Source organism: Nitrososphaera viennensis EN76 (assembly GCF_000698785.1).
GTDB classification, from domain to species: Archaea; Thermoproteota; Nitrososphaeria; order Nitrososphaerales; family Nitrososphaeraceae; genus Nitrososphaera; species Nitrososphaera viennensis.
On record NZ_CP007536.1, the window covers coordinates 2,188,528 to 2,202,871 of the forward strand.

The following is a 14,344-nucleotide window of genomic DNA, read 5'->3' on the forward strand; positions in this document are numbered from 1 at the left end:
CTCTAAACCGTACGGGGAGACCTCAGGGGCATATACATGATGACCTCAGTAGTCCAAGAGTCAACAACCACAACATCACCACTACAAACAACAACTACTACTGCACAGGCAAGAACCTCAGACATACCACCGCACGTTCTCATTGTAGGCAAAAAGAACGCACTTGACTACATCGCGCCCGCGCTTTTCAGGATCGGCACGTTTGGCGAGCTGGTCGTGAGGGCAAAGGGGAGCATGAGCATTGTGACAGCGGTAAACGTGGCAGAGATGGTCAAAAAGGACGTCTCGGGACTGGAGACCCGCTCCATCTCGATAGGCACCGAAGAGATAGTCATAGAGGGGATGCCAAGGCGCGTCTCGTACATCGAGATCCATCTGGCCAAGCCGGCGCCAAAGGTGGCAGCCGAGACACCGGTAGAAGCACCAGCGCAGCCGCAGGAGGACAAGCTCGCCCAGACCGCATCGACGGCAAAGAAGATAAGGGCCAGGGCGAAAAAGTCGACTACTGCTGCGAAAAAGAGGACGACGGCTACCGTCCGCAAACAACAAAAGGCGGACGCCTAGACTCTCTTTTTCTATTTCTGCCTTCCGCCGCCAAACACCGACAGGATGCTTGACACCATCATGCCTGCCGTGTAGGACTGCCCAAGCTCTGCAAAGCCGGGGATAAAGTGGAGCGAGAACAGCGCGCCAAGCGCCGCAATGCCACCGTACTGCGACAGCTTTTTCAGAAACGTCTTTTCGCTGTTGAAAGGTGCAAGGAGCATGCCAAGTATCCATGTGCCAAAGAGCCAGATCATGGTCTTTGTCGCTATCAGGTCCGGCGCGGTGAACGCTACTGCAAAGTACATCGCAGTCACGATAAAGTCGGCGCCCATCATGTTGGCAAATATCTTGTTAAACGACTTTAGCCTGACGATATAGTGGCCAAAGACAAAGCCCATTATCGCAACAGCCGCCGCGCTTCCGCCAACGTAAGCGGCATTTGCGCCGCACGAAAAAAGCGCCCTTGGGTCTGTGCTCCCGCACATGACCTGCGTGGCCACGAGCACCATGAGGAACGTCTTGATGATGACACTCGCTATGATGAGCAGGGCCTTGTGCTGGCGTTCAAGCGGTTGCGCTTTCAACTTTAAGCTTGTTTGTGCGCTGCCAGATACTTAAGCCTTGGTTGCAGCGCGCAATGTTATGTTGCCCTTTGACGCCTGCCGGCAATCCTGTACGCCAAGACCGAGACCAGCGCGGAGCAAGCCAGTACCAAGCCTGATGCATCTCCAGAGAATTCCGGGACTGTCACCGCCAGCTTGGCTACAAGTATCTCGTACAGATAATAATTCCCGCGAATATTGCCTTGGATTATTGTTGCAAAGTGTTCGCCATCTGCATTCAATACCGGGCTGGGCAATCCAAACAGTTTGTTTTCTGAATAGCTGAAGTTGTTGGGGTCAAACGTCTTTATCATGAGCTTTGAGCTGTACTTGTAGATGTTGTGTTCGTTATCTTTGTAAATAGTTAGAAGCCCGAAAGCTTCGGGGTTCATGTAAAACAGGTGATTATCGTCAGCAGCCCAGTCAAATCCTTCGTACTGCGTGTATCCTCCTCCCCAGTATGCTTCTGTGGGTATGCTTATGTCCAGCCTAGACATTCTGAATGTGTCCAGATCTAAAATCGCGACTTCGGATTCATAATTGCTTATCGAACGCTGGACAAGGGCGAGTTTGCCTGAAGGGCTTACGCTTCCAATCCAGATGCTGTCTGACAGTATGCTCTCTTTCAAAATCTTGCCGCTTTGGGTGTCAAATATAGTCAGTTGGGTGGGTATTACGGTATTTGCAGGAGTAGTAGATTCCATGGATTCTCTTTGTGTATACAATATGGCCGTTTCGTTTATCCAGTCTGCCCTTGTAATGTTGAAGCCTATCTTTTGTAGATTAGTTCCATTCACACTGGCGACGTAAAGCACTGGCAATGATTCATTCGATCCCGGCGGATGAGTCGAGCCAATGAACAATACCCTTGATGCATCCGAGTTCAGCCTTGGCTCGATGGGAGAGTAGAATGGTTCTCGGTTCTCAAACAGTATTTGCTGCGGCGGACCCTTTGCGGTACCGTCGCTGGCAGTCTTGAGAGTCCACAGGCTTGTAGAGTTGTCCCGAGTAAGGGAATACACTAGCGTATCTCCGGACCAATCAAGGGAATTGATGCTGAGCTCCTTTGCGACAATCTTGCCAGAGGAATCGCGGAAACCGCCTTGCCCTGACTCAAATCTTACTAGGGACTTGACGCTTGTTACCGCTTCAATGGTTCTCTGGCCTAAATCACTGGCATGCCAGCCTCTGGTAGATTCTGCAAACACCCATTCTCCACTGTTGCTATCCAACTGCCACGTGCGGGAATCATTGTAGGTATCGGTCAATGCAGGCGTCTTGTCCCACAGCGGAGCTTTCTTGGTGTTGTCGCGGAAAATCGATATTGAATTGTTGAAGTTTTTCCATCCCGGCAAGCCGGCATTGTCTGGGTCACATTTTGACAGGCATATTGGAAGATAGCTGCTAGACGAAATGCTGCTCAATCCTCCGATGCCCTGCATTTCGCTGCCATCCGAGCCGTTCCAGAGCATGGTGGCCAAGCTTACCTCGTGATCAGTGGGGTTATAGACTTCAAACCACTGCCATCCGCCGACTCCGCCTAATTCAACCTCTGTTATCATAATTTCCCGAGTAGGTCTATCTTGAGAAACCTGGCTCGTCGCTGCTGAAGGCAGGATGGGAAGGGTTGCTGCTAATATCAATGGCATTGCTACAACTATCGACAATAGGCACGACAAAAGTTATTGAACTAAAGTGGATGATAACAGGTTGCTTTTGAGCTTTTATCCAAACTCTGCCCGCAAAATCTGAAGCAGGTTTTTGAAAGCCCATAATGGATGTTTTGAACTCTTCGCACATTGATTTCTATTTTATTCTATATGATTTTTGCAAAAGAGTTGAATAGCAGACAAGATTGCCTCCATGGCGTACATATGCGGCTCGTACATGGCATGATGATCCCTTTTGCCCTTGTGCTAGCTGTTATCCTTATTGCAGGCCTTGCGCCTTCAAACCAGGCCGCAGCATATGCACCCTATTCCATCAAGCTGGGCTCGCCTATACTGGATGTTGCCGTCAATCCTGCTACAAACACGATTTATGTCTCACACGTGAATTCCATTTCCGTGATAAACGGCTCCAGTTACAGCCTTGCCGCCACTATTCCGCTGGATGCCACCAACGATGCTGTCGGGCTAGCGGTCGACGCGCCTGCCAACAGGCTGTACGCCGCTGCCCAGGATTCCAATCAGGTGTACGTCATTGACACGCTAGCAAACCGGGTCGTCGAAAAAATACCTGCCAGGGGATGGCCGGTAGGCGTCGCAGTCAACCCGGAGACAAACCTTGTTTATGTTGCAAATTCTGCATCGGGACGGTCCGAGTCGTACGATTTCCCCGTGGAAGACGACCTAGTGTCCGTCATCAACGGCACGACCTATAGAGTAGTGGCAGACATTGACGTGGGCAGCAGATTCCTTTCAGAGGAAGGAATAACTAGAGACACTCAAGGCATCGGAGTCAGCGCGCCTACAACCATATCTGTCAATCCCGGCACGAACATGGTGTACGTAGGAGGCGGGATGTCCGGTGACATAGTGGCAGTCGACGCTTATGCAAACAAGGTCGCGGCAAGAATCCCAATAGAAGGCAGCCATCTGGGAAGCGACATCAACCTTGACACAAACACCGTCTATTTCAGCAACAACGGGCGAGGTGCAATAGACGTCATCGACGGCTCGTCCAATACCTTGTATTACTCGATTGAACGTAAAGAAAACGGCCGGCCGTTTTCTTTTCCTGAAGACGTGGCGGTAAACCCAAAAACGAACAAGCTGTACGTTGCAGACCTGGATTCGGTTTCCATAATCGATCCAGATTCGAGAAAGGTGATAAAAACAATAGATATCGGAGGATACAAGGACGTTGCAGTAAATCCAGAGACAAACCTTGCGTTTGTCACCGTCCGCGATTCCAGTTCGCTTGTCATAATTGATGGCAACACAAACGAGATGATCCTTGATCCCGGAAGCTATGCGTACGAGATTGCCGCCGGCATTGGAGTCGTTTCTATAGCTGTTGCGATCTTCTTTATCAAAAAGCACAAGCGGAAATCTGACCGTGCTTGAATGCCCCTGCTGCATTGGTCACGACTAGCAATGATGCAAATCAATATTTTTCTGCCCTAGGGTTCTACCCGCGACATCGTCCTTGGGAACAGCACCGTGTCCTTGATGTCCTCCGCGTTTGTTATCCATCGCACGAGGCGCTCGATGCCAAGGCCAAAGCCGCCGTGCGGCACCGAACCGTACCTGCGCAGGTCGAGGTACCACTCGTACGCCTCTGGCTTCAACCCCTCCTTTACCATCCTGCTGGTGATAGAGTCGATGCTGTCTTCCCTCTGGCCGCCGCTTGTTATCTCGCCAAAGCCCCGGGGCGCAAGCATGTCTGCAGTCAGACCGATGCCAGGATGCTCCGGGTCTTCCTTGACGTAGAACGGCTTGACCGCGATGGGGTAGCCGACTACAAACACCGGCTTGTCGGCGTCCTTGGTCAGCTCGCGCTCGGAATCAATCGATAGGTCGTCGCCAAACTGGATCTCGCGCTTTGTCCCGTCGTCTTCCGTGACCTGGAAGCCTTTTGAGCGCAAAATCTCTATTGCCCTGCCGTACGGCACGCGCTCAAACGGGGGCTCGACCTTTTTGAGGCCGGAAACGTCGCGCTTTAGGAATTCCAGTTCCTCTGCACGCTCTTTGATGGTATTCTGTATCACGTACGAGACGAGCTGCTCTTCCACCTTCAAGATGTCCTCAAGCGTGACCCACGGCGCCTCTGCTTCCAGGTGGGAAAATTCCGCCAGGTGCCGGACCGTCCTCGACTTTTCAGCCCGGAACGACGGCGTCAGGCTCCACACGGGCCCAAGCGAGAATATCATCGCCTCCAGGTACAGCTGCGCGCTCTGCGACAGGTACGCGTCCTGGTCAAAGTATCGCAATTTGAAAAGCGTCGAGCCTCCTTCCACCGCTCCCTTGACAATGGTCGGCGCAGTCACCTCCATCCAGCCGTTTTCCACGAACCACCGCCGGCCATAGTGCAGGACGGACGCGCGCACCTTGGCCATTGCGATCATTTTTCTCGTGCGGAGCGCAAGGTGGCGCTTGTCGAGCAGCAGCTCGTCGCTCTGGTACTCGCCTATGGGGTACTCGGCCGCGATGTTGAATATTTTCAGTTCTTTTCCTTTTATCTCAAAGCCGCCCTCCGGCGCCCGTGGGTCCTGGCTCACAATGCCGGTGACTTGAACCGACGACTCTATCGTGAGGCCCGCGGCCTTGTCTGTGGGCAGGACGCACTGTATCACTCCTCCCCTGTCGTCCCTGAGGAGTATGAACGAGTTTTCTTTTTGCTTGCGCAGGCGGTGTACCCAGCCCCTGATTGTCACTTCTTTTCCAATAAAACTGGCATTCTTGACCTCGCTGGCCCGCATAATAGCAGCTGTGTCATGCAGTCCTGATTATTATAATGTTTTAGACTTTTCATTGAACGCGGCAAGCAGCACCTTTCTTATGGGCGCCCATATCCGTTTGTCTTTTGCTTTTTCCGGGTTGGCTAGAAGCTGGATCGCCATGCCGTGATAGATGGCAAAGAGCATCCTGACAATGCCCTCTGCTTCTGCCGCGTCCACCTTGATGGCGCCGACCGAAGACGCAAATTCCAGGAGCGCCTTCAGCCTGCCTATTGCCTCTTCGAGGCCGTCTCTAAAGACCTTGGCTATCTTGTCGCTCCTCCTGCTGCTGACCCACATCTCAAAGAGCAGGGCGGTAAAGTCCGGGTTTTCCTGCAGGTTTCTTTTCAGGACCTCTATCATGCCGTCGACCAGCTCTTCCGGCGACTTGGCACTTGACAGGCTGCCGACAGAGGAATCCCACATAGGGCCAAAGCCAAACGCCAGCGCCTTTGAGACCATGTCCTCCTTGTCCTTGAAGTAGTAATGCAGGAGGCCCCTGCTGACCTTGGCCGCGTCTGCAACGTCGTTGATGGTGGTGTTCTCGTAGCCCTTTTTCGAGAGCACCGCAAGCGTCGCCTCCATCATCCTCTCGGCCTTTTCCTCCTTGCCCTTTGGCACAAGTACACACCGCGCCCGTCGGTTATTATGACTTTTGCCGGACGCCCAACAAAGAGTATGTGATGAAGGCCACCATCATCTTTCTTGCCGCCGACACGCCAAGAATCTGTTTTATCCAGATAGGATTGCTTTGTTTGCTTTTACGCTGTTATCCATATCATTGGAATCAATTTCTCTGCAGAACTAGCTGATGGAGAGGCTGCTGATTTGAACAATACCTTCTTTGGAATAGTAGGGGTAGGGATTGGATGGCCGCTTTTTGTGTTCCTTATTTCCCTTGTCTACTCCTTGATGCCGTCATGGTCCTGGACGTACGCCAACCCGTATTTCGTTTGGGTAATGGCTCCGCTTTCATTCACATACCTGTACCTCATATCATGCGGGATAATAGCGTACCTTTGGCGACGGATAATAAAGGTGGCCGATAGCAGAGACAGGCAGCAGGATAGTAGTACGCGCCAAGCGGCCGACTAGGTCTCTTCTCCCTTTTTTATCATCTTTGAGATGTGCGGTATTCGCGGCACGCCGGCTGCAAATGCCGTCGCCACTATTGCAAGGAAATAGTATTCGTAGCCGATAGCCATGCCGATTGAAGCGGCAAACCATACGGCGGCTGCGGTTGTCAGGTTTGTTATCTTGCCGTCCAGCTCGCTCTTTAGGATGAGCCCTGCCCCGAGAAAGCCTATGCCGGAGATTATCTGTGCTGCAATCCTTGACGACGAGTTGGGGTCCACCAGCGACGAAAGGAAAGTAAAGATCATCGCCCCTCCTATCACGAGGCAGTGCGTGCTTATCCCTGCCGCCTTGTTCCTTGACTCCCTCTCTACACCAATGGCAAAGCCGGCCGCCAGAGAAATCCCGATGCCAACCAGAAAACGCATCTCATAGCCGGTTGGTATCCCTTCAAATACCATCTCTTCTTCTTGCCTTATTGACAAAAATAATATTTTAACCATGAGGCTAGTCTGCTCGCGTTCCTTCATGAAATTACGCAATCGACGATATTTGAGCTCGTGTTTCAAGAAAAAAGAAAAACAAAGGAAGGGTCAGGAGGTTGTCGCTGCCTTCCTCCCCTTTGCAAAGAAAGCCGCCGCAACCCCTCCAAAGATCGCGCCCAGCGCGCCGACGTACAGGAGCGTCTCGTTGCCTCCTATCGATAGCATAGGCGTGCCAGAACCATTCGGGTTTTCCTCAATGATCGCGTGCTTTCTTGCCGCAAGCAAGGTCTGCTCGTTGCATTCTATCCTGTCGATGTTGTACTTTTTGCATTCTTCAAGCTGGTCCGGCGTGGCGCCCGCTGTGGGGTTGCCCGAGACGCCGTACTGCGCATGCGACTGCTGCGCCGTCCCTGCCGCCAGTGACAATGCTATCGTCCCTGCTGCGGCGGCCAGCAGGGCCATGTGGTAGTAGTTTTTTGTTGTGTCCATGCACTAGTTATCGGGAGCGCTCTGGATAATCCTGCGTTCCGGACACATGCGCCCGCGCCTGTTCTGGCACCAGAACGCGGCCTTCGCAGCGGTATTTCACAAGCAAATAGCCAAGAAACCCGATGACCGTGGCTCCTGCAGGCGGCAGGACGGAAGAGGCAAGCCCCGGCGCCGCAAACGCGCTTTCGCCGGCCGAGGCGACCTTTTCTCTTGACAATGTAAGCGACTCTTCTATCGTCTGCTGCTGGCTCGTAATACTACTGCTTGCCTCGGGAATGTAGCTCTGCATCTGCACGGAAGGCGGCTCCTGCACGTACTGGAACAAGAACGCGCCGCCTATGGCAAAAACAAAAAGCGCGATTGCTCCGGGCGCAAACAGCGGAAGAATCCCCCTTGCTGCATTTCTGCTGCTGTTCTCTGCCTTGTCCGCCCTTTCAAGCAGGCTGAACCTCCACATCCTCCACGCCTCAAGCCACAGCACGCCAGCAGCCGCAAGCGGCACCGCCACGCCGTATATGCTCCACGACGACAGATTGAATAACACGTACAGGACGGCGACCGCGGAAAACACGGAAGCATAGAACGCAAGCCTCGGGACCGAGAACCTCCCAAAGTTCACGTACGATTCAAGCGCCCTGACCTTCACCTTGCGGGTGATGCACACCCTGCCATGGCTGTCCTTTGCGGCAAGGCCCATCCCCACCAGCTTTTCCACCTGGTAGTCGGCCACGCTCGGGCTTGAGAGGCCCAGGTCGCGCTGGATCTCCCTTATCCCTCCCGGCTCACCCTTTTTCAAAAGGTACAGGTACACCTGCAGGGTCCTCCCCTGCAGCTTGCGCTCAATGCCGCCATCCATGTATGGGATTAGTTGGCAGAGGGAGGATTTAAGGAGCGCCACAAAAGCAGGCCGTTCTGGTAGTAGAACACATTATTTTATAATTCAGTCCAGTGCCAGCTATAGGGCGTTGGAAACGGGGAGAAAGAGAAGAGGGAAAAAAGCCTGGAAGCGCCTTGGCCGGAAAAAGGTGTTTGAGGCAAGGGAGGGCAAGACCGTCTACATGGAGCTTTTCCAGGACACGGTGCAGACGCCAAAGGGCGGGACACTTTCTTACACGCATTACCGCTCGTCAGACGTCGTAATAGTCGTCCCGTTCCTTGACAAAAAGACGCTTGTCATGATAAAGCAGTACCGCTACCCGCTTGGCAAGGTGCTGCTTGAATTTCCCGCCGGCCACGTGGAAAAAGGCGAAAGCCCGCTTGCGACCGCCAAGAGGGAGCTGCGCGAGGAGACCGGATACCGGGCAAAAAAGGTAGAGCACGTCTATGATTACCATCCGTCCGTCAGCAAGTCGCGGCAGGTGGTGCACGTCTTTGCGGCGGCCGGCCTTGCAGGCGGCAGGGCTGACCACGACAGCACAGAGGACATCGACGTGGAAATCGTCAAAGTCGACAGCCTCCGCGACATGATACGCGAGCAAAAAGTGGAAAACGCCGGCACGCTGATTGCTTATTTGTTGTGTTGCAGCGGAATAAAAAAGATAAACGGCAATGGCAAATAGTGTGGAGAGCGACATGGCAGAAGAAGGAGAGACAACGACGACGATGATGATGAAGGCGATGGTCCTTAACAGGTGCGCGCCAATCGAGACAAGGCCGCTTGAACTAAAGTCGATACCGGTTCCAAAGCCCAAAAAGAGGGGCGAAGTGCTTTTGGAGATAGAGGCGTGCGGCGTCTGCCGGTCAAACCTGCACATGATAGAGGGCGACTGGAAGGACGAGGGCTCGCCGTCGGTCCTGCCTGTGGTGCCTGGCCACGAGGTCGTCGGCGTCGTGAAAAAGGCCGACGGCGCAAAGAAGGTTAGAGAGGGCGACAGGGTCGGCATACAGCCCCTGTTCAGCTCGTGCCTGAAATGCGGCTACTGCAATTCCGGCAAGGAGCACCTGTGCGATGACGCCGAGATAACGGGCGAAAGCGTGCAGGGCGGGTACGCCGAGTACATCGTCGCAAACGAAGAATTCGTTACTGCCATACCTGACAGCATCGACTCTGCGCACGCGGCCCCGCTGTTCTGCCCCGGCATAACGGCGTACAAGGCAGTCAAGGCAAGCGAGCCGGCAAAGGGCAGGTCCGTGGGCATCTTTGGAGTCGGAGGCGTCGGGCACCTTGCGATACAGATGGCCAAGATGGACGGCGCAAGGGTAGTCGCCATTTCCCGGGCAAAAAAGCACCTTGACCTTGCCAAGAAGCTGGGAGCAGACAGCACCGTCACGTACCAAGAGTCGACCGACCAGTTCATCAAGAGCCTGAAAAAAGAGGAAGGAGGGCTGCTGGACAGCGCAATCGTGTTTGCTCCGTCAGAGAAGGCCATTGACGCGGCGGTAAGGTCGGTCAAAAAAGGCGGGCTCGTGGTGGTGGGAGTCGTCGGCGAAATACCGCACTTTTACGCGTTTGACGAAAAGACGATACGCGGGACCGTGATAGGCTCCCGGCAGGACATGGCAGACCTTGTGGCACTTGCCGCCGGCAGGTCGCTTGAAGTGGTGGTAGAGACGCACAGGCTTGACGAGGCAAATGACGTGCTTGCACGGCTGAAACACTCGGAAGTGGAGGCTCGCGCGGTGCTTGTTCCCCCCTAGAGCACCAGCGTAATAAATGCATAGTATATCGCGATGTTTGCCGCAGTTATCACGCTCCCGACCTTGGCAAACTCGAAAAAGGAGAACGCGCGAACGCCCCTTGCCTCGGCCGCTTCAATGACTATTACGTTGCTTGCCGCGCCAAGTATCGTCAGGTTGCCGGCTATTGTGCTTGCCGCGGCAAGCATCAGCCACTGCGCCACGTGCCCGCTTCCAAACCCGCTTTCTGTCATGACAAAGTCGTACAGCGCGACAAAGGGGACGTTGCTGAGCACCTGGCTCAGCGAGAGGCTTGCAGCCGTTATCACGCCGAGGCTCTGCGCCTTGTCTGCCGGGCTCGGGTCCGGGAGCCACCCCGTGATTATCGCTATTGCGCCTGACTGCCACATTGCCGACGTGACTACAAACATTGCCGCAAAGAACACGAGCACGGAATAGTCCACCTTTTTCAGGATCTGCGTGCGCTCTGAAGAAAGCGCGTACAGCGCCGCCGCGCCGAGCATCGCCACTATGCTCAGGCCAAAGTCTGCCACCCTGAGCACGTGCAGGAACTCTGATATGACAAACCCTGCGAGCGTGGCAATGGTTATGTAGATGGCAAGCCTTGCCTGCCGGTGGTTGTAGTAGACGCCGCCGTCCTCCTCCTCCCCTTCTTCTTCTGCAACAACTTCTGCCGGGGCGCGCTCCAGCGCCTCTGGAAGCTCCTTTCTGAAATACGCCCTCAGTATCAGGTACGTGACAAACAGGTTTGCCATCGTCGGCACGCTCAGGTAGAGAAGGAACGTGACGAACGGAAACTGCATGCCGCTGTCAATGGCTATCAGCAGGTTCTGGGGGTTGCCTATGGGGGTCATGACGCTCCCGACCGTTATCCCAAACGCAAGCGCAAGCAGCAATATGGCGGGCTTGATCCTTGCGTGCCTTGCCACGTGGACGGCAAGCGGTATGCCGAGGAGCGCAATCGTGTCGTTCACCAGAAAAGCCGCAAGCGCTCCCATGCCTATCACAAAAATCATCAGGAGCTGCGCCGGCGTCCTTGCGCGTGCAAGCATCCTGACTGCTATCATCTTTAGCACGCCTGCCCTCTCGAGGGCCGAGACGATGCTGAACATGCCAAAGAGAAACGCAATGACTTCAAGGTTCACCGCCCTGAACGCGTCGGAAATGCCAGTCACCTGCAGGCCGACCATCAGCGCCGCGCCGATGAGCATCGCGGCCCATATCGGGACTTTGAACCTGCGCCGGCCGATTATGAGGACGTACACCAGCGCAAACACGCCAAGGGCGACGTATTCCTGCACAGCGATGGGGTAAAAGGGCGTGTGGCTATAACCTTTGCTTGCCGGGCAAGCAGCGTTGCGTAAATACAAGTTTTGCACTATATAGTAACTGATTACGATATGAGTCAGCAACAACATTTGCCAGAGAGTCTGTGGGATCTAAAGGAAACTGCAAAGTGGGCTCGCAACCCTGGGGAGAAAAAGGCCGCCATAAAGACCCTGTCAGCCCGTGGCGAGGAGGCGCTTCCGTTGCTTGAAGAGATACTTGCCATAACGGCCTACGACGACATCAGGGCGGTGGCGATGGAGGCCATAAGATCAGTCCGGGAAAAAGAAAACCCTGCTGAAAAAGAAAAAAGCAGCGGCACGGCTGAAAAATCCAAGGCCGACGCAAAGAAAGACACCGCTGCCGGTGCCTCCGCGGCTGAAAAATCCAAGGGCAGCAGCAAGCTGGCGGATCTTCCGCCTTAATTTTTTTCTACAATCCCCTTGCCTTCAGCTCCTTGCGGAGCTGCCTCCTTGCCTGCTCGGCTGCACTGTTGAACGCCTTCATGTACGCGTCCTTGCGCTCGGGGCGCGCCACTGCCATGCCAAGCGCAATCTCGCCTGCGGTCGATATCAGGCCTGCTATTGCCACGCCTGCCGGCGCCTGCCTTGCCTCTATCAGGCCGTGGAGGCTGTCTACGAGCTCTGCAATGTTACTGTTGTTTTGCGACGACGACATCATATCTGCTATATTGCTTGGCTGAAAGGGTTGCTTTACAGTTTTTCCTTCTTTCTTTCTTTCGCTCTATCTGTCTCTACATGAACCTGCCAAGTCCCTTGGTGAACAGCACAAACGTTGCCACCGAAGGGGGCACCAATCCCACCATGAAAAAGTTGAGCGCCTGGTCGCGGGGCAGGCCGGCGCTGTTGATAAAGACGATGACGCCAAAGAACGAGCCGAGGAGGGTCACTGCGAAAAACAGCGCGGCGCCTACCAGAAATACCAAAAGCTTCAGGTTCTCCCTGACGGTCACGACATGCTTGCGTACGTCGCCCTATTAGAACTATCTCGCGGCGGTCAGGAGGAGCCGCACAGGTTGGTCTCGTTGCGAAGAGACGGCGGGACTTCTGCCAGACTCTTTGGCACAGGCTTGCAAGGTGGGAGCCCGTACTGCGCTCTGAGCTCGTCCTGCTGGGTGTTCATCACCCCGGTCGAAAAGGTCGGCCCGATGTGCCCAAACACCAGGTACATCGCTATGATGATGGCTATGGAAACTCCCATCACCAGTATGGTGACGGCCACAACCTTCATGTTCTTCTGGTATGCGTCCTGACCTTCGTCCTTGTCATGCATACTACAATATTAGAGGAAGGCATGATAGATAAGGCGTGACAAACAAGATTCACTAAGCAAGCTCCATGCCACGTAAATATCATGGACGCGTGTACCTCCCTGATGAACCCGAAGACCAAGGTATTTTCTGCAGCGGCTGCTGCTGTGCTTGTTTCGGCGCTTGTATTCGCCTCTTTTGCCGTGGCGAAAAGCTATGCGCAGGACGGCAACCAGACCGGCACAGCTACAGGCAACCAGACGACAACAACAACCCCTTCTCCCGCTGGTGGTAATCAGACTTCTGCCACCGGCAACCAGACCGGCTCGACCACCGGCAACCAGACAGGGACAGCCGCTGGGAATAATCAAACGGGCGTAACTACCGGCAACCAGACCGGCACGGTCCCCGGAAATCAGACAGCAACGACAACAACGGTTGACAGGCTGACCGGCAGAATCGCAAGCATCCAGATTGAAGATGGCAAGCCTGCGTGGATACAGGCTGGAATCTGGCTATTGAGGACCAATGAAAATGGCGGCTCTGCAGCAACCGGCAATGAAACGGCGACGACTGGCAACGCAACATCTGCCACCGGCAACAACGCAACGTCCGCGACAGGAGGTGGAGGCGGAGGCGGCGGCATAACCGCAGGCAACACGAACCTCTTCTTCATCGCCAGGTTCGAGATGGTCCAGCCCAACGGGACTGCTGCGCACGAGCACAACGTGACTGACCTGAAGGCGTCCGACGTTACCCTTGAGAACAACACCCTCACCATCAACGGCACGGCCACCGTTACCCTGAAGGGCGGACCTGTGGAGGATGTCCCTGTGACCATCAGGATACTGGACAACACGGTGCTTGCATTGACGATAGGCCCTGACAAGGTAGACAACCACTTTGGAGCCGATCCGATATACGGCACCGTTGCAACGGGGCGCAGGTAGTGGGGCGTGCCCCTTCTCCCACTTTTTTGCAAAAAGCATTAACAAGGCCGCACTCCAAGACAAAGAAGACGACGCATGCACAAATCGCTGGTTATCGCCGGGATAATCCTGGTAGTCGCTTCCAAGGTCCTGATCCTGAAATCTCTGTTTGACCAGGGCGCGTACGAGCGCTGCATCGAAAACAATGCTGCTGCCCTGTGCGCCCAGGCGCCATTTCCGTTCTTTATCTATGGCTGGATAATTACGGCTGCCGGCGCCGCCGTCCTGATCTACGGCCTCAGGTACGTGCCGCTAAAAGACCTGAGATGACGGCAATGCAGATAACCTGTGTGCATTGTCGTGCCGCAAAACATCATTTGGCACGTGCAAGTTAGGTATAATGCTATTATTATAAAGAGTGAATTGTAACATTGAGTCAAGCAGAGGGGCGCAGGTTAATTCAGGTGGATTTCTCCCAAGTTCCCTCACCTGCGGCCCCCTCCATCTCTATGTGTATGTGTATATGTTCTTCCCGCCACATCGCC

Annotated in this window: 19 protein-coding genes; 8 read left to right on the forward strand and 11 right to left on the reverse strand. The window is 54.4% G+C overall.

Features of this window, described 5'->3' with window-relative positions:
- Positions 1-36 precede the first annotated feature (36 nt).
- A complete protein-coding gene (locus NVIE_RS12415; protein ID WP_075055537.1) occupies positions 37-564 on the forward strand; it encodes a hypothetical protein in 528 nt (175 codons plus the stop codon).
- A gap of 11 nt (positions 565-575) precedes the next feature.
- On the opposite strand, the gene NVIE_RS12420 is transcribed toward NVIE_RS12415, so the two are convergent.
- The gene (locus NVIE_RS12420) at positions 576-1,130 is read right to left on the reverse strand and encodes a hypothetical protein (RefSeq protein ID WP_075055538.1); all 555 of its coding nucleotides are present in this window, start codon (positions 1,128-1,130) and stop codon (positions 576-578) included.
- Positions 1,131-1,186: 56 nt separating this feature from the next.
- Positions 1,187-2,815 carry a TolB-like translocation protein gene (locus NVIE_RS12425; RefSeq protein WP_144239719.1) on the reverse strand — a complete coding sequence of 543 codons (1,629 nt, stop codon included), beginning with the start codon at positions 2,813-2,815 and terminating at the stop codon, positions 1,187-1,189.
- 225 nt (positions 2,816-3,040) lie between these two features.
- Here NVIE_RS12425 and NVIE_RS12430 point away from each other — a divergent pair, with 225 nt between their 5' ends.
- Positions 3,041-4,216 (forward strand): YncE family protein, encoded by a 1,176-nt coding sequence (locus NVIE_RS12430; protein ID WP_158435230.1) that lies wholly within the window; start codon positions 3,041-3,043, stop codon positions 4,214-4,216.
- Between the two features lie 56 nt (positions 4,217-4,272).
- Here the strand turns inward: NVIE_RS12430 and asnS are convergent, their stop codons facing one another.
- The gene (gene asnS / locus NVIE_RS12435) at positions 4,273-5,571 is read right to left on the reverse strand and encodes an asparagine--tRNA ligase (RefSeq protein WP_075055541.1); all 1,299 of its coding nucleotides are present in this window, start codon (positions 5,569-5,571) and stop codon (positions 4,273-4,275) included.
- A gap of 30 nt (positions 5,572-5,601) precedes the next feature.
- Complete coding sequence (locus tag NVIE_RS12440) at positions 5,602-6,210, reverse strand: TetR/AcrR family transcriptional regulator (protein WP_075055542.1); 609 nt, start codon at positions 6,208-6,210, stop codon at positions 5,602-5,604.
- A gap of 207 nt (positions 6,211-6,417) precedes the next feature.
- Between NVIE_RS12440 and NVIE_RS12445 the strand changes: the two genes are divergently transcribed.
- Positions 6,418-6,684: a hypothetical protein gene (locus NVIE_RS12445; RefSeq protein ID WP_075055543.1), complete on the forward strand. Its 267-nt coding sequence runs from the start codon at positions 6,418-6,420 to the stop codon at positions 6,682-6,684.
- Here the strand turns inward: NVIE_RS12445 and NVIE_RS12450 are convergent.
- From NVIE_RS12450 to NVIE_RS12460, 3 genes are all read right to left on the reverse strand, one after another.
- Entirely contained in the window at positions 6,681-7,166 is a 486-nt protein-coding gene (locus NVIE_RS12450; protein ID WP_227717377.1) for an MgtC/SapB family protein, read from the reverse strand. The two genes, NVIE_RS12445 and NVIE_RS12450, sit on opposite strands and share 4 nt — an antisense overlap.
- 90 nt (positions 7,167-7,256) lie before the next feature.
- Positions 7,257-7,637 carry a hypothetical protein gene (locus NVIE_RS12455; protein WP_084790826.1) on the reverse strand — a complete coding sequence of 127 codons (381 nt, stop codon included), beginning with the start codon at positions 7,635-7,637 and terminating at the stop codon, positions 7,257-7,259.
- 7 nt (positions 7,638-7,644) lie between these two features.
- Positions 7,645-8,493: a hypothetical protein gene (locus NVIE_RS12460; RefSeq protein WP_075055545.1), complete on the reverse strand. Its 849-nt coding sequence runs from the start codon at positions 8,491-8,493 to the stop codon at positions 7,645-7,647.
- A gap of 109 nt (positions 8,494-8,602) precedes the next feature.
- On the opposite strand from NVIE_RS12460, the gene NVIE_RS12465 reads away from it, so the two are divergent.
- Together NVIE_RS12465 and NVIE_RS12470 are read left to right on the forward strand one after the other, a co-directional pair.
- Entirely contained in the window at positions 8,603-9,196 is a 594-nt protein-coding gene (locus NVIE_RS12465) for an NUDIX hydrolase (RefSeq protein WP_075055546.1), read from the forward strand.
- Positions 9,186-10,274: an alcohol dehydrogenase catalytic domain-containing protein gene (locus NVIE_RS12470; protein ID WP_227717378.1), complete on the forward strand. Its 1,089-nt coding sequence runs from the start codon at positions 9,186-9,188 to the stop codon at positions 10,272-10,274. Before NVIE_RS12465 ends, NVIE_RS12470 begins: the two co-directional genes overlap by 11 nt.
- Here the strand turns inward: NVIE_RS12470 and NVIE_RS12475 are convergent.
- On the reverse strand, positions 10,271-11,575 hold the full coding sequence (locus NVIE_RS12475) for an ArsB/NhaD family transporter (protein WP_158435231.1): 1,305 nt from the start codon (positions 11,573-11,575) through the stop codon (positions 10,271-10,273). The genes NVIE_RS12470 and NVIE_RS12475 overlap by 4 nt on opposite strands.
- Before the next feature lie 117 nt (positions 11,576-11,692).
- On the opposite strand from NVIE_RS12475, the gene NVIE_RS12480 reads away from it, so the two are divergent.
- Positions 11,693-12,025: a hypothetical protein gene (locus tag NVIE_RS12480; protein ID WP_075055547.1), complete on the forward strand. Its 333-nt coding sequence runs from the start codon at positions 11,693-11,695 to the stop codon at positions 12,023-12,025.
- Positions 12,026-12,032: 7 nt separating this feature from the next.
- Here NVIE_RS12480 and NVIE_RS12485 read toward each other — a convergent pair whose 3' ends face one another.
- The 3 genes from NVIE_RS12485 to NVIE_RS12495 all read right to left on the reverse strand — a co-directional run bounded on the left by NVIE_RS12485 (position 12,033) and on the right by NVIE_RS12495 (position 12,893).
- Positions 12,033-12,281, reverse strand: a complete 249-nt coding sequence (locus tag NVIE_RS12485) for a hypothetical protein (RefSeq protein ID WP_075055548.1) — start codon at positions 12,279-12,281, stop codon at positions 12,033-12,035.
- A gap of 73 nt (positions 12,282-12,354) precedes the next feature.
- Positions 12,355-12,573, reverse strand: a complete 219-nt coding sequence (locus NVIE_RS12490; protein ID WP_075055549.1) for a hypothetical protein — start codon at positions 12,571-12,573, stop codon at positions 12,355-12,357.
- 44 nt (positions 12,574-12,617) lie between these two features.
- Entirely contained in the window at positions 12,618-12,893 is a 276-nt protein-coding gene (locus NVIE_RS12495) for a hypothetical protein (protein WP_075055550.1), read from the reverse strand.
- Between the two features lie 102 nt (positions 12,894-12,995).
- Here NVIE_RS12495 and NVIE_RS12500 point away from each other — a divergent pair, with 102 nt between their 5' ends.
- A complete protein-coding gene (locus NVIE_RS12500) occupies positions 12,996-13,820 on the forward strand; it encodes a hypothetical protein (RefSeq protein ID WP_144239720.1) in 825 nt (274 codons plus the stop codon).
- Positions 13,821-13,895: 75 nt separating this feature from the next.
- The gene (locus NVIE_RS12505) at positions 13,896-14,129 is read left to right on the forward strand and encodes a hypothetical protein (protein ID WP_075055552.1); all 234 of its coding nucleotides are present in this window, start codon (positions 13,896-13,898) and stop codon (positions 14,127-14,129) included.
- Positions 14,130-14,344: the final 215 nt, after the last annotated feature.